This is a genomic window from Methylobacterium sp. C33D (genome assembly GCF_053345825.1).
Window position 1 is genome coordinate 119,554 of sequence record NZ_JBKFAV010000004.1, and the last position, 19,740, is coordinate 139,293.

Sequence of the window (19,740 nt, forward strand, 5' to 3'; positions counted from 1 at the left end):
TTCGCGGGTTTAGCTTAACCCGGGCGCGGCGGATCCGGGGCCGCTCAGGCGGCGGCCGCCCGGCGCTCCGCGATCCAGCGCGTCGCGTCGGCCCGGGGGGCGACCACGTCGGTGTCGATGCGCAGCTGCGGGCTGTAGGCCGGATCCTCCGCGATGACGTCGCCCCAGCGGCGCAGGAAGCGGGCGATCTGCGAGCCCGGCGCGAAGCTGGTCTGCCGCGAGGCGCTCTCGTGGTGCGCCATCTCGGCGAAGGGCGTGTAGACGATGCGGTAGCCGAGCTGCCGCATCTTCAGGCACAGGTCGACGTCGTTGAAGTCCAGGGCGAAGCCCTCGTCGAAGCCGTTCACCGCCTCCAGCACCGCCTTGCGGGTGGCGAAGAGCGCCCCGGTCACCGCCGAGCAGTCGCGCTGCGTCAGCGCCCAGTCGCCGTAGGTCGGCTCGGCCGCGTCCCGGTTGTACCAGGGGTGGGCGAACACGTCGAAGATGCCGCCGGTCATGCCGGCGTGCTGGATCTTGCCCGTGGGGAACAGCAGCCGGCCGCCGGCGCCGCCGACGCCGCGGTCCAGCGCGAAGGTCAGGAGCGCCTCGATCCAGCCGGGCCGGCGCACGACGAGGTCGTCGTTCATCAGGATGACGAGCTCGGTCTCGGCCGCGCGCCAGAGCGTGTTCATCTTGGCCGCGTAGTTGAACCGCTCGCCCGGAGCCCGGGTCGTCAGCAGGCGGGTCACGGTGAAGCGGTCGGAGCGGCCGCGGTAGATCGCGTCGTCGGCCACGTCGTCGCCGATCAGCACGCGGATCCGGTCGGCCGGGTAGGTGCTGCGGCCGAGACTGTCGAGCAGGTTGATCACGTGGGGCTTGGCGCCCGCGACGGCGCGGCCCTGATCGTCCTTCGGGCGGCTCTGGTTGGTCGGCACGACCAGGGTCACGGCCGGCCGCGCGTCGAAGCTCCGGCGGATCTCCAGCGTGTCCGGGGTCAGGCCGGGGGCGGCGCGCAGGGACATGCCGGAGGTCTCGAACCACCGGTCGAGGGCGTGGGCGCGCGCCGTGCGGGTCGCCTTCGGGCGCTCCAGCGGCGAGGCGATCAGGGTCTGGGGGATCCGGTCGATGCCGATCCCCGCCGAGATCGCGCCGAGCAGGAAGCGGAACCACGCGGCGCTGCCGTGGCGCGCGCCGAAATCGGGGCTCAGGCCGGCCAGGGCCGGGACGCGGATCAGCAGCGGGAAGCCGATATAGTCGTCGGCCATGAGGAGCGCCGGGTTGAAGGCCGGCTTGCAGTGGACGCTGCGGACCTGGCCGGCACCGTCCACCACGGCGTCGTCGCCGTAGAAGATGCCGATATCGGGCCGCTCCGCGAGCGCGCGCGTCAGGTGCGCCGCGAGGTCGGGGCACAGCTCGGAGGCCGCGGGGGCGACAAAGATCGCCCGGCAGGCGGGGAACTGGCCGGCCGCGACCTGGCCGAGCCGGCGCTCGTCGAGGGGGCGGAGCTGCGCGTCGAGGGGCAGCGGCAGGATCGCGTCGGGCCACGGGAGCGTGCCCCACGAGGTCGACGGGGCCGGGACCGGCTTCTTCTTCAACACGGGTCGCGTCTCCGGGGATTCAGGACCGTTCGGCGGCCAGGAGGCGGGTCAGGCTCGCCTCCATGGCGCGCGCCACCGCGCCGATGGACAGCCGCTCGCGGATGCGCGCCCGGGCGGCGGCGCCGATCCGGGCCGCGTCGCCGCCGGTCACCGCCCGGGCCGCCTCGTTGAGGGCCCGGGTCAGGTCGGCCTCGTCCACCTGGCCCCACTCGGCGCCGCGCAGGTACGGGCCGTAGGTCCGGTCGAGGGCCGTGACCTCCGCCTTCACGGGGAAGCCGCAGGTGGCGTCGAGGAAGTCGCGGCAGCCGCCGTAATCGGTGGCGACCACGACCTTGCCCATCTCCATCGCCTCGGCGATCGTCAGGCCGAACCCTTCCGAGGAGTGCGACGAGGCGTAGACCGCGCAGAGATCGAACAGCGCGCCGAGCTCGTTCTGGGAGAGCGGCTGGTCGATCACCACCACGTCGCCGGACGTGCCGACGAGGTCGAGGAGCTTCTTGCCCTCCTCGGGCAGGTCGAAGACGTGCTTGGTCTTGAGCACGAGCTGCCAGCCGGCCTGCCCGAGACCGGCCGCCCGGAAGGCCCGGATCAGCGCGTGCGGGTTCTTGCGGGCGAGGTAGCTCGAGCCGTCGAAGGCGTAGAGGATCACCCGCCTGGACGGGTCGATCGCGAAGGCCTTGCGCAGGTTCGCCTTGGCGGCGGCGCTCACCGGCTCGCCGGCCTCGTTCTCGACCACGTAGGGCACGACGTCGACCGGGATGTCGGTGATCTGCCGGAAGATCGCCGCGCAGAACTCCGTGGGCGCCCAGATCGCGTCGAGGCCGTCGACGGTCGGCAGCCAGCCGCCGGGTACGTGGGAGGTCTCCCAGACGAACAGCCCGATCTTCAGCCGCGCCTTGGCGGCGATCGCCCGCCGCCGGTCGCTCATCAGCGAGTGCCAGCTGTCGCCGTTGAAGTGCACCAGCGCGACGTCGGCGGGGCCCGAGAAGGTCCGGGCCTGCCACGCGGGCGCCACCCGGGCATGGACGTGGAACGGCCGCTCCATCGGGTGGACGTTCAGTGCGAAGGGGGTCCGATGCAGGGCGCGGGCGTAGCTCCGGGCCGCGACGCCGAGGCCGTTGGCGTAGTTCATCGGCGAGACGTAGGCGACGCGCAGCGGCCGCTCCGGCGCCCGGGGCCGGCGCAGGTCCGCCCAGATCCTGGCACCCGGATACGTGTAGGTCACGTCGAGCCGGTCGAGGTCGAAGCCGCGCTCGGCGATCGCCTCCCGCACCGCCGCCCCGCCGATCGCGGCGTGCTCGCCCAGCAGCGAGCGCTTCACGAACGGGAAGCCCTGGCTGAGCATGTTCTCCCAGTCGAACAGGGTGCGGTTGTTGCGCGGGTCGTTGACCAGCGACATGTGCTTGTTCTGGGCCGAGAACAGGCTGCGCATCCCGAGCCCGGCCGCCCGCATCCGCTGCGAGAAGGTCAGCTCGTACTCGGTGATGACCGCGTTCTTGTCCGGCCAGTTCGCCACCGACAGGAGGAAGTGGCTGAACGCGTAGGAGGACAGGCAGCGCCGCTTCAGGGCGAGGAAGAAGCTCTGGAGGTGGTGGCTGTAGTAGAAGTTGTCGGCGAGCCCGATCACAGCCTCCGGGAAGGCGTCGATCTTCGCGAGCAGGCCGGCGAAGTCGTCGCGGTCGAGGGGCCCGACGAGGCTGTCGTTGGCGAGGTAGAGCGTCTCGGAATCGAGGAGGTCGGTGTCCTCCAGGAGGACATGCGCCCAGGCGGCGAAGTCGAAGCCGCTGTTCTCGCGCAGGTAGACCGAGGCGCAGAGATCCAGGATCGCCTGCGGCACGGCGTTCTTGTGCTGGTCGGCGGCGATGATCAGGACGAGGTCGGTCCCGTTCTCCGCGAAGGCCCGCAAATACGGCTCGACGTGGCCGCGGATCCGCCCCTCGGGGCAGTGGGTGATGAACAGGGCCGTGCGGCCGTACCGGCGGGGTTCGCGCTTCAGGCAGGACAGGCGCGCGTCGGAGGCTTCCGGCACCGCGGCCCCGGGGACGCGGCGGGTCAGGCGGCCCGCTTCCAGGCCGGTGGTGACGTAGTCGATCAGCGGGTTGAGGCCGAGCGCGGCGACCTTCGGGTAGCGGGCTCGGTACCAGGGCGCGTCGAAGCGCGGCGACGGGCTCGTCGTGCGGCCGCCGTCGGCGAGGAAATGCGCCAGCGGATTCTGCCCGGCCGCGTCGTCGCGCAAGTAGGTCTCGGTGTACCAGCGCGTGTCGAACCAGGGCCCCGGGTCGAGGCCCTCGGCGGCGCCGTGCTCGAGGTAATGGACCAGCGGGTTGAGGCTGTCGGCCCGCACCGCGGCGGACTGGGCCGCGTACCAGTCGGGATCGAAGAGCGGGTGGGGCGCGTAGCGGCGGTAGCCGCCGGCCATCACGTAGTGCTCCAGGGGCTCGAGCCCGCTGGTCTCGGCCTCGGGGCAGCGCTCCCGGTAGAAGGCGGCGTCGAACAGGCCCGACCGGCGGATCAGGTCGACGTGACGCGACAGGCCGGCGAACTCCTCGGGGTTGCGCAGGTAGCCCTGCTTCCGGCCGGTCTCGAAGAAGTGGCTGAGGGCGTTGCCGCCGGCCGCGCGGGCGTCCGGGTAGCGGGACAGGTACCAAGCGGTGTCGAACAGCGGCGACGGGTCGGTGTCGCCCCGCGCCAGGAAGTCGGCGAAGGCCCGGGCGCGGTGCTCGGCGCCGCCGAGGTAGCGCGTGGCGTACCAGTCCGGGTCGAACAGCGGGTTGGGGCGGATGCCGGCCGCGGCGCCGCGGTCAAGGTAGTGGAGCAGCGGGTTGGTGCCCTCGGCCCGGAGGCCCGGGACGGAATCGAGGTAGAGATCGCCGTGGAACAGCGGGTGCGGCCAGCGCCCCTCGCGCCCGCCATGGACCGCGTAGTGCACCGCCGGATCGATCCCCTCGCCGACCACGTCGGGGTAGCGCCTCGCGTACCAGGCCGGATCGAACAGGCCGGATTCCCTGACGGCGCGGACGAGGTCCGCCTGGCGGAGCTCACCGCGGCGGCGGCCCCTGAGGCGCCGGGTCAGCGGGCGCGCGAGGGACTGCGCCGCGCCGGCGAGGCCGGCCTTCTCCGACGATCCGACGGCGAACACATCACGAAGGCGCATGGTCAGGTCCGGATACGCGGGAAGCCCGCAAAGCTGCCCACGCCGCGATCCGCGAGAGACATCAGAGGGTTCGGCCGGTCCGGCGGTCGCGGGTGAGGATCGCCCCGGCTTGGGCGCCTTCCTAAAGGTCCGGGTCGCCGACGCCAAGAGCGGGGCGGGATCGGCGTCCGACCCATCGCGGGCGGCTCGGGGCTCGGCGCGGACGCCGGACGTCGCGAACGCGGCCCCGAACGGGCGTGCGGCGATCCCGACCTTGCCAGCCCGGCACCTGAAGCCCCACACTCGCGGGATTGGCCGGCGGGTCCCGCGGGGCCCGGGCAGGAGATGGATATCGGCATGACGCAGGGGATCAGCCCGGCCACCGCCCTGGACGACGGCATCGTGGCGACGGCGGAGAGCTGCCTCGCCGACGTCGGCGCGGCGCGGGAGGCGATCCACGGGGTGATCTTCGGCCAGGAGAAGGTCGTCGATCTCGCACTCGTGACCATCCTGGCCGGCGGCCACGGCCTGCTGGTCGGCCTGCCGGGCCTCGCCAAGACCAAGCTGGTCGAGACGCTCGGCACGGTGCTCGGCCTCGACGCGCGGCGCGTGCAGTTCACGCCGGACCTGATGCCCTCCGACATCCTCGGCACCGAGATCCTGGAGGAGGACGCCGAGCGCCGCCGGGCCTTCCGGTTCGTGCAGGGGCCGGTCTTCACGCAGCTCCTGATGGCCGACGAGATCAACCGGGCGAGCCCGCGCACGCAGTCGGCGCTGCTGCAGGCCATGCAGGAGGGCCACGTCTCGGTGGCGGGCGCCCGCCACGACCTGCCGCGCCCGTTCCACGTGCTCGCCACCCAGAACCCCATCGAGCAGGAGGGCACCTACCCGCTGCCCGAGGCGCAGCTCGACCGCTTCCTCCTGGAGATCGACGTCGGCTACCCCGACCGCGCCGCCGAGCGGCGGATCCTGATCGAGACCACCGGCGTCGACGAGACGCGGCCGCGGGCGGTCATGTCGACCGAGCAGCTGCTCACCGCCCAGCGCCTCGTGCGCCGGCTGCCCGTCGGCGAGGCCGTGGTCGAGGCGATCCTCGACCTCGTCCGCGCCGCCCGGCCGGACAGCGGCGACGCGATCGTGAAGGACAAGCTCCTCTGGGGTCCCGGCCCCCGCGCCAGCCAGGCACTGACGCTGGCCGCCCGCGCCCGGGCGCTGATCGAGGGCCGGGTCGCCCCCTCGGTCGCCGACGTGAAGGCGCTCGCCGAGCCGGTGCTCAAGCACCGGATGGCGCTGAGCTACACCGCCCGCGCCGACGGCGAGACCATCGAGGGCCTGATCGCCAAGCTCGCGGAGAAGCTCTGACTTTGGTCGCGACGAACGCCCTCGACGCGGGCAGGCGCACCCCCGGCCGGCGCGAGAGCGAGGGCGCGACCGCCCTCTCCGACAAGATGCCCCGCCTCGTCCTGGAGGCGCGCCGCGTGTCGAGCCTGCTGGCCCACGGCCTCCACGGCCGCCGCCGCGCGGGGCCCGGCGAGAGCTTCTGGCAGTTCCGCCCTTTCGTGACCGGCGAGGCCGCGGCCCGCGTCGACTGGCGCCGCTCGGCCCGGGACGACCGGCTCTACGTCCGCGAGCGCGAATGGGAGGCCGCCCACAACATCTGGCTGTGGATCGACCGCTCGGCCTCGATGGGCTTTGCTTCGGATTTGGCTTCAGCGCCGAAGATCGAGCGCGCGCTGATCCTGGGCCTCGCCCTGGCCGACGCCTTCGTGGAGGGCGGCGAGCGGGTGGGCCTGCTCGGCCTGACCCGCGCGAGCGCCTCCCGCGGGATCGTCGAGCGCCTGGCCCAGGCGCTCGTGGCCGACACGGCCGGCCTCACCCAGGACCTGCCGCCGCAGGCGCACCCCGCCCGCTTCGACGAGGTGGTGCTGATCGGCGACTTCCTCACCGAGCCCGACCGGATCGCCGCGTCGGTGCAGAGCCTCGCCGGCCGCGGCAGCCGCGGCCATCTCCTCATGGTGGTGGACCCGATCGAGGAGACCTTTCCCTTCACCGGTCAGGCCGTCCTGCACGATCTCGAGGGCGGCCTCAGCCTCGACATCGGCGATGCCGACGCCTGGGGCGCGCGCTACCGCGCCCGGATCGCCGAGCACCGGGCGGCGCTCGCCGCCATCGCCCGCGGCCAGGGCTGGACGCTGACGATCCACCGCACGGACCGGCCGGCGAGCGAGGCGGCCCTGCGGCTCGCCACGCTGATCGCCGCCCGCGGCACGGAGTGAGGCCGCCATGCTGGGTCTGACCTTCGCCGCCCCGCTGGCGCTCGCCGCCCTGATCGGCCTGCCGGCCCTGTGGTTCCTGCTGCGGGTGACCCCGCCGCGCCCGCGGCGGATCAACTTCCCGCCGCTGAAGCTCGTCGCCGACCTGATCCCGCAGCGGCAGACCCCGGCCCGGACGCCGCCTTGGCTGCTGATCCTGCGGCTGCTGATCGCCGCCGCCCTGATCCTCGCGGTGGCGGGCCCGGTCTGGAATGCCGGGGGCGTCGGGGCCGGGGGCGGCCGCAGCGCGCTCCTCGTGCTCCTCGACAACGGCTTCGCCGCCGCCCACGACTGGCGGGACCGCCTGCGCGTCGCCACCGACGCCGTGGAGGGCGCCGCCCGGGACGGACGGCCCGTCGCGGTGATCGGCCTCGCCGACGCCCCCGCGGCCTTCGAGGCGAAGACCCCGGCCGCCGCCCTGGAGCGCCTGCGCGCCCTCGCGCCGCGGCCGATCCTCCCCGCCCGCGACGCGCATCTCGCGACGATCGAGACCTTCCTCGACAAGAACCGGGGCGCCGGCCTCGTCTGGATCAGCGACGGCGTCGCCGGCGCGGGCGACACGCGCTTCGCCAAGGGGCTGGCCGACCTCGCGGGCGACAGGGGCGCGGCCCTCACGGTGCTGCGGGCCGACAGGCCGCCGGCCCTCGCCCTGACCGCCACCGAGAACGCCGGCAAGCTCGTGACGCACGCCCTGCGGGCGGCGCCGAACGGGCGCGACGCGGGCGTGATCCGGGCGCTCGACCAGAAGGGCCTGCCGCTCGCCGAGCGCGACTTCGCCTTCGCGGCCGACGCCACCGAGGCGGACGCGACCTTCGAGATGCCGGTGGAGCTGCGCAACAGCATCAGCCGGCTGGAGATCGCGGGCGAGCGCTCGGCCGGCGCCGTGGTGCTGCAGGACGAGCGCGGCAAGCGCCGCCGGGTCGGGCTCGTCTTCGGCGGCACCCTCGACCAGGCGCAGCCGCTCCTGGCGCCGACCTACTACCTGTCGCGGGCGCTCCAGCCCTTCGCGGACGTGCAGGAGCCGCGGGGCGCCAAGGGCACGGCGGACTCGATCAACCAGCTCCTCGACAACCAGGTCTCGGTCCTCGTGCTGGCCGATGTCGGCGCCCTCGACGAGAAGACCACCGCGCGGATCGAGAGCTTCGTGAAGGACGGCGGGATGCTGCTGCGCTTCGCCGGCCCGCGGCTCGCCGCCGGCAACGATCCGCTGGTGCCGGTGCGGCTGCGGCGGGGCGGCCGGACCCTCGGCGGCACGCTCTCCTGGGACAGCCCCAAGACCCTGGCGCCCTTCCCGCCCGAGAGCCCCTTCGCGGGCCTGACGCCGCCGGCCGATATCGGCGTGCGCCGCCAGATCCTGGCGGAGCCCGACGGCGACCTGCCGAACCGCACCTGGGCCTCGCTCCAGGACGGCACGCCGATCGTCACCGCGCAGAAGCGCGGCCAGGGCACGATCGTGCTGTTCCACGTCACCGCCGACACGACGTGGTCGAACCTGCCGCTCTCCGGCCTGTTCATCGACATGCTCCGGCGTGTCGTGGCGCTGGCCGGCGCCGCGGCGCCCGTCCAGGGCGACGCCGCGCGGGCCGCCGCGCCGGTGCTCGCGCCGCGGGTGACGCTGGACGGGTTCGGGGCGCTCGGCTCGCCGCCGGCCTCGGCCACCGCGGTGGCGGCCGACTACGCCGACCGGGCGAACCTCGAACATCCGCCGGGCTTCTACGGCCCGCCGGACGGAGGCATCAGCGTGAACGCCCTGAAACCGGATGACCGGCTGAAGCCCCTCGACACCGCCGCGCTCGAGGGCGCCCGGTTCGGGTCGCTCGCCGGCGCCGAGACCCTGGACCTGCGGCCGAGCCTGTTCACCCTGGCGCTGCTGCTGCTGGCCCTCGACACCCTGGCGGGCCTGTGGCTCGGCGGCTTCCTGCGCCGCGGCGGTCTGGCGGCCCGCCTGCGCGGCCGCCCGGCCGTGCTGGCCCTCGCCGGCCTCGTCCTGCTCGCCGCCCTGCCGGCGCGCCCGGTCCGCGCGGAGGAGCCGCCGGCCAACCGGCCGAACGGCATCGAATCGGCGCTGGTCACGCGCCTCGCCTACGTGATCACGGGCGACGCCGCCGTCGACGAGGCGAGCCGCACCGGCCTCACCGGCCTGACCCAGATGCTGGCCGCGCGCACCGCCCTGGAGCCGGGCGAGCCGGCCGGGATCGATCCGGCGAAGGACGAGCTGGCCTTCTACCCGCTGATCTACTGGCCGATCGCCCCGAACCGGCCGCAGCCCTCGGACGTCGCGATCCGCAAGATCGACGCGTTCATGCGCAACGGCGGCACGGTCCTGTTCGACACGCGCGACGCGCTGACCGCCCGGCCGGGCGGGCCGCCCACCCCGGAAGGGGCCTATCTCCGGAAGATGCTGGCGACGCTCGAGGTGCCGGAACTGGAGCCGGTGCCCCTCGACCACGTGCTGACCAAGGCCTTCTACCTCGTGGACAGCTTCCCGGGCCGCTACGCCACCGGCCAGACCTGGGTGGAGGCGCTGCCGCCCGCCGCCGAGGGCGCCGAGCGCCGCCCGGCCCGCGCCGGCGACGGCGTGAGCCCGATCATCATCACGGGCAACGACCTCGCCGCCGCCTGGGCGGTGGGGCGCCGGGGCGAGCCGCTCTACCCGGTCGTGGGCGGCGACCAGCGCCAGCGCGAGATGGCGTTCCGGGGCGGCGTGAACATCGTGATGTACACGCTGACCGGCAACTACAAGGCAGACCAGGTCCACGTGCCCGCGCTGCTGGAGCGGCTGGGGCAGTGATGGTGTTGGACAGACAACGCAGCGCCACTCCGCCCGCGGTCATGACGCGCGGCCCTTTCCCGGACGGCTGGAGCGCCGTGGAAGGTGATCCGGGCCCCAGCGCGAGGAGCGCCGCGCAGCGGCACGGTATGAGCCATCCGGACGCTTCGCGACGTCTCGTGCCGGATCCCGGGTCACATTCCGCTGACGCTCCATGCGCCCGGGAAAAGGACAGCGCTTCGACAAACCAGATGCTCGAGGCCGGACCGTCATGCTGAGCCTCAGCTTCACCCCCCTCCTGCCCTGGCCGGCCATCGCCGTCCTCGGCGGGATCGTCGCCGTCCTGGCGGTGTTCGCCGTCCTGGCCCGGGGCCGGACCGCGCTGCTGCGCGTCCTCGTCCTCGCCCTGGTCCTGGCGGCGCTCACCAACCCGGCGCTGGTGCGGGAGGACCGGGAGCCCGTGAAGGACGTGGCCGCCATCGTGGTCGACCGGTCCGGGTCCCAGCAGCTCGGCGACCGGCCGCAGATGACCGACGCGGTCCGCGCCGAGCTGCAGCGCCGGTTCGGCGCGCTCACCGATATCGAGCCCCGCTTCATCGACGTGCCGGATTCCAAGGACGGCGACGACGGCACCAAGCTGTTCACCGCCCTGAGCCAGGCGCTGGCCGACGTGCCGCCGGAGCGCCTCGCCGGGATCGTGATGCTCACCGACGGCGTGGTGCACGATATTCCCGCGTCCCTGGCCCAGCTCGGGATCAAGGCCCCGCTCCACGTCCTCGTCACCGGACACCCGGACGAGCGCGACCGGCAGATCAAGCTCCTGGAGGCGCCGCGCTTCGGCATCGTCGGCAAGGATCTGACGATCCGCGCCGAGGTCATGGAGCGCGGCGGGACCGGCCACGCTGTGGTCACGGTGCGACGCGACGGCGAGGAGATCGGCCGGCGGGACGTCGCCACCGACAAGCCGTTCGCCCTGAACCTGCGCATCGAGCACGGCGGCCCGAACGTGGTGGAGATCGAGGTCGAGCCGCTGCCGGGCGAGCTCACCACGGTCAACAACCGGGCGGTCCTGCCGATCGAGGGCATCCGCGAGAAGCTCCGGGTGCTGCTCGTCTCCGGGGAGCCGCACCAGGGCGAGCGCACGTGGCGCAACCTCCTGAAGTCGGACGCCAACGTCGACCTCGTCCACTTCACGATCCTGCGCCCGCCGGAGAAGCAGGACGGCACGCCGATCTCGGAACTCTCCCTGATCGCCTTCCCGACGCGCGAGCTGTTCGTCCAGAAGATCAAGGACTTCGACCTGATCATCTTCGACCGCTACGCCAACCAGAGCGTGCTGCCGCAGGCCTATTTCGACAACATCGTCCGCTACGTCCGCGAGGGCGGCGCCCTGCTGATCGCCGCCGGCCCCGAATTCGCCGGACCGGCGAGCCTCGCCCGCACGCGGCTCGCCGGCATCCTGCCGGGCGACCCCGACGGCCGGGTCGTCGAGAAGCCCTACAAGGCGACGCCGACGCAAGTCGGCCAGCGCCACCCGGTGACCCGCGACCTGCCGGGCTCGGACGCGAACCCGCCCGCCTGGGGCGACTGGCTGCGCATCGTCGAGGCCCGGACCCGGGCCGGCATCCAGCCGATCCTGTCGGGGGCCGACAACCTGCCGCTGCTCGCACTGTCGCGCGAGGACAAGGGCCGCGTCGCCCTGCTCCTGTCCGACCACGCCTGGCTCTGGGCACGGGGCTATCAGGAGGGCGGCCCCTATCTCGACCTGCTGCGCCGCCTCGGCCACTGGCTGATGAAGGAGCCGGCCCTTGAGGAGGAGGCCCTGCGCGCCCAGACCACCGGGCGCGGCCGCGAGGTGCGGGTCGAGCGCCAGACGATGGCGGACCAGGCCGAGCCGGTCACCGTCACGGGGCCCACCGGCAAGGTGACGACGCTGACGCTCAAGCCGAAGGAGCCCGGCCTGTTCACCGCGACCTTCGACGCGGAGACCCTGGGCCTGCACACCCTGCGGTCGGGCAACCTCGTGGCCTTCGTCAGCGTCGGGCCGGCCAACCCGCGCGAGCTCGCCGACGTGTTCAGCGACACCGAGCGCCTGAAGGCCGTGGCCGACGGATCGGGCGGCTCGGTCCGCCGGGTCGCCGAGACCGGCGGCCTCCAGGTGCCGCGCCTCGCGCTGGTGCGCGGCGGCCGCCTCGCCGGAAGCGACTGGATCGGCTTCCGGCCGAGCGACAGCGCCAATATCCGCGGCGTCGAGGTCTACCCGCTGGCGCTCGGCCTCGCGGCGCTGGCCGCGCTGGCGGCCGCCCTGCTCGCCATGTGGCTGGTCGAGGGCCGCCGGGGGCGGGCGGCGTGACGCGGACCCCCGGCGGGCCGGGCGCGGCGCGCGCGGCCCTGTGCGGCGGCGCATGGTCGACGGGTGGCCGCCCGCGTCCTATGACCCCGGTACTCTCGAGATGCCCGCGCCGCGCGCGGGCCCGACGCAACGGAGACAGCCTGCCCGTGACAGCGCAGACCGTGACTGGACGCCTCCTCGCCGCGACGCTTCTCGTCGCCTGCCTCCAGCTCGCCCCGGCCCGTGCGCAGGAACCGGCCGCGATGCCGTCGACGCCGGCCACCACACCGGCCACCCTGCCGGCCGCCAACGGCCAGTGGACCCACGCGATCACGCTGATGGGCCAGCCGAAATACGGCCCCGACTTCAAGCATTTCGACTACGCCGATCCGGCCGCGCCCAAGGGCGGCATGGTCCGGTTCGGGGCCCAGGGCGGGTTCGACAACTTCAACATCGTCGTCGCCGGCCTGAAGGGCGACCTCGAGAACGGCATCCAGCAGATCTACGATCCGCTGATGACCGAGTCGTCGGACGAGCCGTTCACCTCCTACGGCCTGCTCGCCGAGGCGGTGCGGATCGCCCCCGATCTCGGCTCGGTCTCGTACCGGCTGCGCGAGAACGCCCGCTGGCACGACGGCAAGCCGATCACGCCCGAGGACGTGGTGTGGTCCTTCGACGTGCTTAAGGCCAACAGCCCGTTCTACGCCGCCTACTACCAGACGGTGGCCAAGGCCGAGGTGACCGGGCCGCACGAGGTGACCTTCACCTTCACGGAGACCGGCAACCGCGAGCTGCCGCAGGTGATCGGGCAGCTGCGCGTCCTGCCCAAGCACTGGTGGACCGCCAAGGATTCCAACGGCAAGCCGCGCAGCGTCACCGAGACGACCCTGGAGCCGCCGCTGGGCTCGGGCCCCTACCGCCTCGCGAAGTTCGAGGCGGGCCGCACCACCACCTACACCCGCGTGCCCGATTACTGGGGCAAGGACCTGCCGGTGAATGCCGGGCGCTACAACTTCGACACCGAGCGCTACGAGTACTTCCGCGATGGCACGGTGCTGGTCGAGGCGCTGAAGGGCGATCTCTACGATTTCCGGATCGAGAACATCGCCCGGAACTGGGCGACCGCCTACGAGGATTTCCCCGCCGTGAAGGAGGGCCGCCTGATCAAGGAAGCGTTCCCCGAGCGCGGCATGGGCATCATGCAGGCCTTCGCGTTCAACACGCGCCGGGACAAGTTCAGGGACCCGCGCGTCCGCCGGGCCTTCAACCTCGCGATGAACTACGAGGAGATGAACAAGGCGCTGTTCTACGGCCTGTACAAGCGCATCAACTCCTACTTCTTCGGCTCGGAGCTGGCCTCCTCGGGCCTGCCGGAGGGCGAGGAGAAGGCGATCCTCGAGAGCGTCAAGGACAAGGTCCCGGCCTCGGTCTTCACCACCCCCTACGCCAACCCGGTCAACGACGGCCCCGAGGCGGTGCGCAGGAACCTCCGCGAGGCCGTCGGCCTGCTGCGCGAGGCCGGCTACGAGCTGCGCGGCGGCAAGATGGTCAGCAAGGCCACCGGCGAGCCGCTGACCGTCGAGTTCCTGGAGTTCCAGAACACCTTCGAGCGGGTCATCCTGCCGTTCTCGGCGCAGCTGAAGCTGATCGGCATCGATGCCACCCTGCGGGTCATCGACCAGGCGCAGTACCAGAACCGCATCCGCAACTTCGACTTCGACGTCACCACGGCGTCGTGGGGCGAGTCGCTCTCGCCGGGCAACGAGCAGCGCGAGTTCTGGGGCTCGGCCGCGGCCGACAAGCCCGGCTCGCGCAACCTGATCGGGATCAAGGATCCCGGCATCGACGCCCTGATCGAGAAGGTGATCTTCGCCAAGGACCGGCACACCGTGATCGCGGCGACCCGGGCCCTGGACCGGGTGCTCCTCGCCCACGACTACGTCGTCCCGCAATGGTCCTCCGACCAGCAGCGGACGCTGCGCTGGAACCGGTTCGGCCACCCGGCGATCCTGCCGCTCTACGCCAGCTCGGGCTTCCCGACGACGTGGTGGTACGACGAGAAGCTCGCCGCCAAGACCGGGGCGCCCCATTGACGGGCGGTCCCGGGATGCCGACCCGCCGCGGCCTGGTCCTCGGGGCCGGCGCGCTCGCGGCGCTGCCGCCGTGGCGCCCCGCCCGGGCGGCCGACGCGCAGGAGCGCCACGGCCTGTCCAGCTTCGGCGAACTGAAATACGGCCCCGACTTCGCGCATTTCGACTACGTGAACCCGATGGCGCCCCGCGGCGGGCGCTTCTCGGCGCAGCTCGCCGCGACGACCGGCAACCAGTCGCTCAACACCTTCAACACGCTCAACGTCTACGTGCTGCGCGGCGACGGGGCCGCCGGCATGCCCCTGACCTTCGACAGCCTGATGGTCCGGGCCCTCGACGAGCCGGACGCCCTCTACGGGCTGGTGGCGCGCGCCGTCACGGTCAGCCCGGACGGCCTGACCTACACCTTCGCGTTGCGCCCGCAGGCGCGGTTCCACGACGGCTCGCCGCTGACCGCGCGGGACGCGGCCTTCAGCCTCAAGCTCCTGCGCGACAAGGGCCACCCCGAGATCGCCGAGGTGATCCGTCCCATGACCGACGCCCGGGCCGAGGGCGACGGGCGGCTCGTGGTGACCTTCGAGCCGGGCCGCGCCCGGGACCTGCCGCTGTTCGTCGCGCAGCTCCCGATCTTCTCCGCGGCCTACTACGCCGGCCGGGACTTCGAGGCCTCGACCCTGGAGGCGCCCCTCGGTTCCGGCCCCTACCGGGTCGGCACCGTCGATCCGGGCCGGTCCATCGGCCTCGAGCGCGTGCCGGATCACTGGGCCGCCGAGCTGCCGGTGAACGTCGGCCAGAACAACTTCGACGCGATTCGCTTCGAGTATTTCCGCGACCGCACCGTGGCCTTCGAGGCGTTCAAGAGCGGTGCCTTCACGTTCCGCGAGGAGTTCACCGCCCGGGTCTGGGCCACCGGCTACGACTTCCCGGCGATGACCGAGGGCCGCGTCGTCCGCGAGACCGTGCCCGACGCGCGGCCGAGCGGCACGCAGGGCTGGTGGATCAACACCCGCCGCGCGGCGTTCCGCGACCCGCGGGTGCGCGAGGCGATCGGCCTGTGCTTCGATTTCGAGTGGTCGAACCGCAACCTGATGTACGGCGCCTACCGGCGCACGGCCTCGTTCTTCGAGAATTCCGACCTCAAGGCCACGGGCAAGCCCTCGGCCGATGAGATCGCCCTGCTGGAGCCGTTCAAGGACCTGCCGCCCGAGGTGTTCGGCGAGGCCTGGGTGCCGCCGGTCTCCGACGGGTCCGGCCAGGACCGGGCGCTGCTGAAGCGGGCCGACGCGCTCCTGCGGGAGGCCGGCTGCACCCGCCAGGGGGGCAGCCTCCTGCTGCCCGGCGGCCAGCCCCTGACCTTCGAGTTCCTCGACGAGGATCCGGTCTTCCAGGCGGTCACGCAGCCCTTCATCCGCAACCTCGGACTGCTCGGCATCAGGGCGAGCCTGCGCACGGTCGACCCGTCCCAGTACCAGGCGCGGCTGAAGGATTTCGACTTCGACGTCACGCCCCGCCGCTACAGCAGCGGGCTCACCCCCGGCGCGGAGCTGCGCGAGACCTACGGCTCCCGCTCCGCCGGGACCGCGGGCTCGAACAACCTCTCGGGAATCGCGAGCCCGGCGATCGACGCGCTGCTCACCGCCGTCGCCGACGCGACGTCGCGGGCGGACCTGACCACCGCCTGCCGGGCGCTGGACCGGGTCCTGCGGGCCGGGCGCTACTGGGTGCCGATGTGGTACGCCTCGACCCACCGCCTCGCCCTCTGGGACGTGTACGGCCGCCCGACGACCCCGCCGAGATACGACCTCGGCGCCCCCGGGACGTGGTGGTTCGACGCCGACAAAGCCAAGCGGATCGGGCGGGACTGACGCCATGCTCGCCTACATCCTGCGCCGAATCGGCCTGATGATCCCGACGCTGTTCGGGATCATGCTGATCACCTTCACCATCGTGCAGTTCGCCCCGGGCGGCCCGGTGGAGCGGGTGCTGTCGCAGCTCCAGGGCCAGCGCGACGGGGCCATGTCCCGCGTCACCGGCGGCGCGGGCGACCTCGGGGGCGCCAGCCGGCCGTCGGGCGGCGGCGGCGACGCCAGCTCCCGCTACCGCGGCGCGCAGGGGTTGAGCCCGGAATTCATCGCCAAGCTCGAGAAGCAGTTCGGCTTCGACAGGCCGGCGCCCGAGCGCTTCGCCAAGATGCTCTGGGACTACGTCCGGTTCGATTTCGGCCGCAGCTACTTCCGCGACGTCACGGTCATCCAGCTGATCAAGGAGCGCCTGCCGGTCTCGATCTCGCTGGGCCTGTGGATGACGCTGCTGTCCTACGCGATCTCGATCCCGCTGGGCATCCGCAAGGCCGTGGCGGACGGCACGCGCTTCGACCGCGCGACCTCCTTCGTGGTGATCATCGGCTACGCGATCCCGGGCTTCATGTTCGGGCTGATGCTCATCATCCTGTTCGCCGGCGGCTCGTTCTACCAGTGGTTCCCGCTGCGCGGCCTGACCAGCGAGGGCTGGGAGGGCTTCTCGCCCTGGCACAAAGTGACCGACTACGCGTGGCACATGGTGCTGCCGCTGACCGCCCTGGTGATCGGCGCCTTCGCCACCTCGACCCTGCTGACCAAGAACTCGTTCCTCGACGAGATCCGCAAGCAGTACGTGCTGACCGCGCGGATGAAGGGGCTGTCCGAGCGGCGCGTGCTCTACGGGCACGTGTTCCGCAACGCCATGCTGATCGTGATCGCGGGCTTTCCGGGTGCCTTCATCTCGGCCTTCTTCACCGGCTCGCTGCTCATCGAGACGATCTTCTCCCTCGACGGCCTGGGCGAGCTGTCGTTCCGGGCGATCGTCGGGCGCGACTATCCGGTGGTATTCGCCACGCTCTACATCTTCTCGCTGCTCGGGCTCGCGGTGAACCTGCTGTCCGACCTGATCTACGTCTGGATCGACCCGCGGATCGATTTCTCGGCGCGGGCGACGTGAAGATTTTCCAGGGCGCCCACACCATACGAAAGGATACGGATCGCGGAAAGTTCTTCCTCATCCCGCGGGACAGAAAAGATTCACCCCGATCCAGCCCCCTTCAACCCGCATGTGCCGGCTGACACAGATCGCCTTTGCTGGCAATGTCATGGCAGAATCGATCCTGATCCGCGACTTTAGGCAGATGGGTCGTGGCATTGTCTTCTGGCGCAGGCTCGTCGTCGATGTTGGACCAGGACGAAAGCTTGAAATCCGGGCCGCACCCCGCTCCCATTGCCGTCATCGGGGCAGGCTTCAGCGGCACGATGGCGGCGATACAGCTGCTCGCCCGCTTGCCGCCGCACCAGTCGGTTCTGTTGTGTGAACGGGCGGAGCGCTTCGGGAGCGGTCGCGCCTACGCCACCGGGAACCCCGACCACCTGCTCAACGTGCGCGCCGCCAACATGAGCGCTTATCCCGACCGGCCCTCCCATTTCGAAGACTGGCTTTCGAAGATCGCCGCGGGTGAGGCGGGCACCGGTGCCGGCAACCCCGCGATCGGGCACGGACATGTGGGCATCTGGCGGACCCCGGCCGGGACCTTCGCGGCACGCGGGCTATACGGAGATTATCTGGCGGCGCTTCTGACCGAAGCGACGACCGGCGGTTCGACGCCGCGGCTGCACCTGATCAACGACATGATCATCGACCTCGTGCCGGACGAGGACCGTCTGGTCATGGTTGCCGAGGGCGGCCGACGCGTCGACGTCGCGGGTGCGGTGCTGGCGATGGGCAACCTCACCCTGCCCCAGGAACCGGAAAGCCGCTTCCGGGGCGATCCGTGGAATCCGGAGCATGACGCGCGGCTGCATCCGGATCATCCGGTTCTCATCATCGGGACCGGTCTCAGCATGGTCGATGCGGTGATCAGTCTTCGGCGCCATGGCTTTCGCGGGCAGATCATCGCGCTCTCGCGGCGGGGGCGGATCCCGGCCGTGCACGTACGCGCCGACCCCTGGCCGCGTCCGGACTTCACGGCCGCCGAGACACGTTCGATCACCCGGCTTCTGGGCCGGATCCGCCGGGAGGTCGCCTCCGCGGCGGAGGCTCGCATCGCCTGGCACGGGGTGATCGACGCTCTGCGACCGGTTACGGACGCCCTCTGGCTCGGCTTGCCGCCAGCCGACCAGGCGCGCTTCCTGCGCCATCTCCGCCCGTTCTGGGACACGCATCGGCACCGCTCCGCACCGCCCACGGGCGCGGCCATCGCCGACGAGATCGAAGCCGGCTCGCTTCAGGTGCTCGCCGGAAAGCTGGTGGCGATCGAGGATCAGACCGGTGAAGCGCGCGTCACGTACCGGCCGCGGGGGGCATCCGAACCCAGAACCCTCGGCGTGCAGCGCATCTTCGATGTTCGCGGCGTCGGACGGGTCGCGGATACGACCGACCCGCTTCTGCGCAATCTGATCGGTCGCGGCCTTGTCCGAGCCGGTCCGTTCGGCCTCGGTCTTGCCGTGCGCCCCGATCTGACGGTCCTGGGTGCATCCGATACAGCGGCGCGCCTCTGGACTCTGGGCCCGTTGCTCCGCGGCGCATACTGGGAATGCACGGCCGTGCCGGACATCCGCAACCAAGCCGTCGACCTGGCTCGGTCCGTCGCGGCGGCGCAGGAACCGTCCGCATCGCTTGAGCCCTCTGCACAGGCTTGAGAGTCGGTCCCGATCAGGTTGCCGAGCGGGGAGGGTGAGCGTCGAGCACCCGCGCCACCGTCAGTCGTAGTGTCTGGACACTTCGATACCCCACCGCCGCCGCCACAACCCGGGGCGGGCGTCCTTCGGCCGCAAGCGCGAGTGCGCGGATCACCCGGGCCCGGGCCCGCCAATCACCGAAACTCAGGCCCGTCTCGGCGCGGAACCCCCGGGTCAGCGTGCGCCGGCTCGCCCCGGCCCGGTCGGCCCAGGCGTCGAGATCGGCCTCCGAGGCCGGATTCTCGATCAGCTCCAGGCAGACCCGGCGCAGGCGTGCGTCGCGCGGGAGTGGCAGGGCGAGCGGCGTGGCGGGGGCCCGGCCGATCTCGTCGAGCACCAGGGCGGCGAGATGGCCGCCGCGGCCATCCTCTGCGTAGAGCACAGGCTCCTCGGCCAGCGCCGTGAGCGCGGAGGCGAGGAGCCGCGACACCGCGATCACCCGGCAACTCGCCGGGAAGGACCGGACCGCGGCGGGATCGAGATAGGCGGAGCACATCGCGACCGCCCCGTGTGTCGCGACCGCGTGCGGCAGAAGCGGGGGGATCCAGAGGGCGTGCCCCTCGGGGACCACCCAGGTGCCGTCCTCCGCGAACGCCATCATCAGGCCGGACGTGGCGTAGAGCAGCTGCGCGCGGGGATGGAAGTGCCGGGCGAGATGCATCCCGGCCGCGTAGGTCTTGGGCATCACCGCGACCGGGCGGGGCACGTCCTGGTAGTCGGCCGCCTCGGTCGACCGCCCCGCGGCGCCGTGCGCCTCCGTCAACATTGGCCCGTTCGCGTACATATCCGGCCCAACACCGCCATCGGGTCAGGCTATCAGGGG

Annotated in this window: 11 protein-coding genes; 8 read left to right on the top strand and 3 right to left on the bottom strand. The window is 72.3% G+C overall.

Annotated elements, in window-relative coordinates; genetic code table 11:
• Nucleotides 1-44 precede the first annotated feature (44 nt).
• Nucleotides 45-1,577: a glycosyltransferase family 2 protein gene (locus ACLBXO_RS04165; RefSeq protein ID WP_331313513.1), complete on the bottom strand. Its 1,533-nt coding sequence runs from the start codon at nucleotides 1,575-1,577 to the stop codon at nucleotides 45-47.
• Between the two features lie 19 nt (nucleotides 1,578-1,596).
• Complete coding sequence (locus ACLBXO_RS04170; RefSeq protein ID WP_447684590.1) at nucleotides 1,597-4,731, bottom strand: rhamnan synthesis F family protein; 3,135 nt, start codon at nucleotides 4,729-4,731, stop codon at nucleotides 1,597-1,599.
• 336 nt (nucleotides 4,732-5,067) lie between these two features.
• Here ACLBXO_RS04170 and ACLBXO_RS04175 point away from each other — a divergent pair, with 336 nt between their 5' ends.
• The 8 genes from ACLBXO_RS04175 to ACLBXO_RS04210 all read left to right on the top strand — a co-directional run bounded on the left by ACLBXO_RS04175 (nucleotide 5,068) and on the right by ACLBXO_RS04210 (nucleotide 18,878).
• Nucleotides 5,068-6,072: an AAA family ATPase gene (locus ACLBXO_RS04175; protein WP_331313511.1), complete on the top strand. Its 1,005-nt coding sequence runs from the start codon at nucleotides 5,068-5,070 to the stop codon at nucleotides 6,070-6,072.
• A gap of 2 nt (nucleotides 6,073-6,074) precedes the next feature.
• Entirely contained in the window at nucleotides 6,075-6,986 is a 912-nt protein-coding gene (locus tag ACLBXO_RS04180) for a DUF58 domain-containing protein (RefSeq protein WP_447684591.1), read from the top strand.
• Between the two features lie 7 nt (nucleotides 6,987-6,993).
• Nucleotides 6,994-9,813, top strand: coding sequence for a DUF4159 domain-containing protein (locus ACLBXO_RS04185; protein ID WP_447684592.1), 2,820 nt, complete (start codon nucleotides 6,994-6,996; stop codon nucleotides 9,811-9,813).
• 250 nt (nucleotides 9,814-10,063) lie between these two features.
• Entirely contained in the window at nucleotides 10,064-12,145 is a 2,082-nt protein-coding gene (locus tag ACLBXO_RS04190; RefSeq protein ID WP_447684593.1) for a hypothetical protein, read from the top strand.
• Between the two features lie 146 nt (nucleotides 12,146-12,291).
• Nucleotides 12,292-14,217, top strand: a complete 1,926-nt coding sequence (locus tag ACLBXO_RS04195; protein WP_447684594.1) for an extracellular solute-binding protein — start codon at nucleotides 12,292-12,294, stop codon at nucleotides 14,215-14,217.
• A gap of 14 nt (nucleotides 14,218-14,231) precedes the next feature.
• Nucleotides 14,232-16,079 carry an extracellular solute-binding protein gene (locus tag ACLBXO_RS04200; RefSeq protein ID WP_447684595.1) on the top strand — a complete coding sequence of 616 codons (1,848 nt, stop codon included), beginning with the start codon at nucleotides 14,232-14,234 and terminating at the stop codon, nucleotides 16,077-16,079.
• Nucleotides 16,080-16,083: 4 nt separating this feature from the next.
• Nucleotides 16,084-17,190 carry a microcin C ABC transporter permease YejB gene (locus tag ACLBXO_RS04205; protein WP_447684596.1) on the top strand — a complete coding sequence of 369 codons (1,107 nt, stop codon included), beginning with the start codon at nucleotides 16,084-16,086 and terminating at the stop codon, nucleotides 17,188-17,190.
• A gap of 224 nt (nucleotides 17,191-17,414) precedes the next feature.
• On the top strand, nucleotides 17,415-18,878 hold the full coding sequence (locus ACLBXO_RS04210) for an FAD/NAD(P)-binding protein (RefSeq protein WP_447684597.1): 1,464 nt from the start codon (nucleotides 17,415-17,417) through the stop codon (nucleotides 18,876-18,878).
• A 13-nt stretch (nucleotides 18,879-18,891) separates the two neighbouring features.
• Here the strand turns inward: ACLBXO_RS04210 and ACLBXO_RS04215 are convergent, their stop codons facing one another.
• A complete protein-coding gene (locus tag ACLBXO_RS04215) occupies nucleotides 18,892-19,683 on the bottom strand; it encodes a helix-turn-helix domain-containing protein (protein WP_447684598.1) in 792 nt (263 codons plus the stop codon).
• Between the last annotated feature and the right edge of the window lie 57 nt (nucleotides 19,684-19,740).

Coding starts and splice junctions, on each gene's coding strand:
- ACLBXO_RS04170 (WP_447684590.1), bottom strand. CDS start 4,731: ATGCGCCTTCGTGATGTGTTCGCCGTCGGATCGTCGGAGAAGGCCGGC.
- ACLBXO_RS04175 (WP_331313511.1), top strand. CDS start 5,068: ATGACGCAGGGGATCAGCCCGGCCACCGCCCTGGACGACGGCATCGTG.
- ACLBXO_RS04185 (WP_447684592.1), top strand. CDS start 6,994: ATGCTGGGTCTGACCTTCGCCGCCCCGCTGGCGCTCGCCGCCCTGATC.
- ACLBXO_RS04190 (WP_447684593.1), top strand. CDS start 10,064: ATGCTGAGCCTCAGCTTCACCCCCCTCCTGCCCTGGCCGGCCATCGCC.
- ACLBXO_RS04200 (WP_447684595.1), top strand. CDS start 14,232: ATGCCGACCCGCCGCGGCCTGGTCCTCGGGGCCGGCGCGCTCGCGGCG.
- ACLBXO_RS04205 (WP_447684596.1), top strand. CDS start 16,084: ATGCTCGCCTACATCCTGCGCCGAATCGGCCTGATGATCCCGACGCTG.
- ACLBXO_RS04210 (WP_447684597.1), top strand. CDS start 17,415: ATGTTGGACCAGGACGAAAGCTTGAAATCCGGGCCGCACCCCGCTCCC.
- ACLBXO_RS04215 (WP_447684598.1), bottom strand. CDS start 19,683: ATGTTGACGGAGGCGCACGGCGCCGCGGGGCGGTCGACCGAGGCGGCC.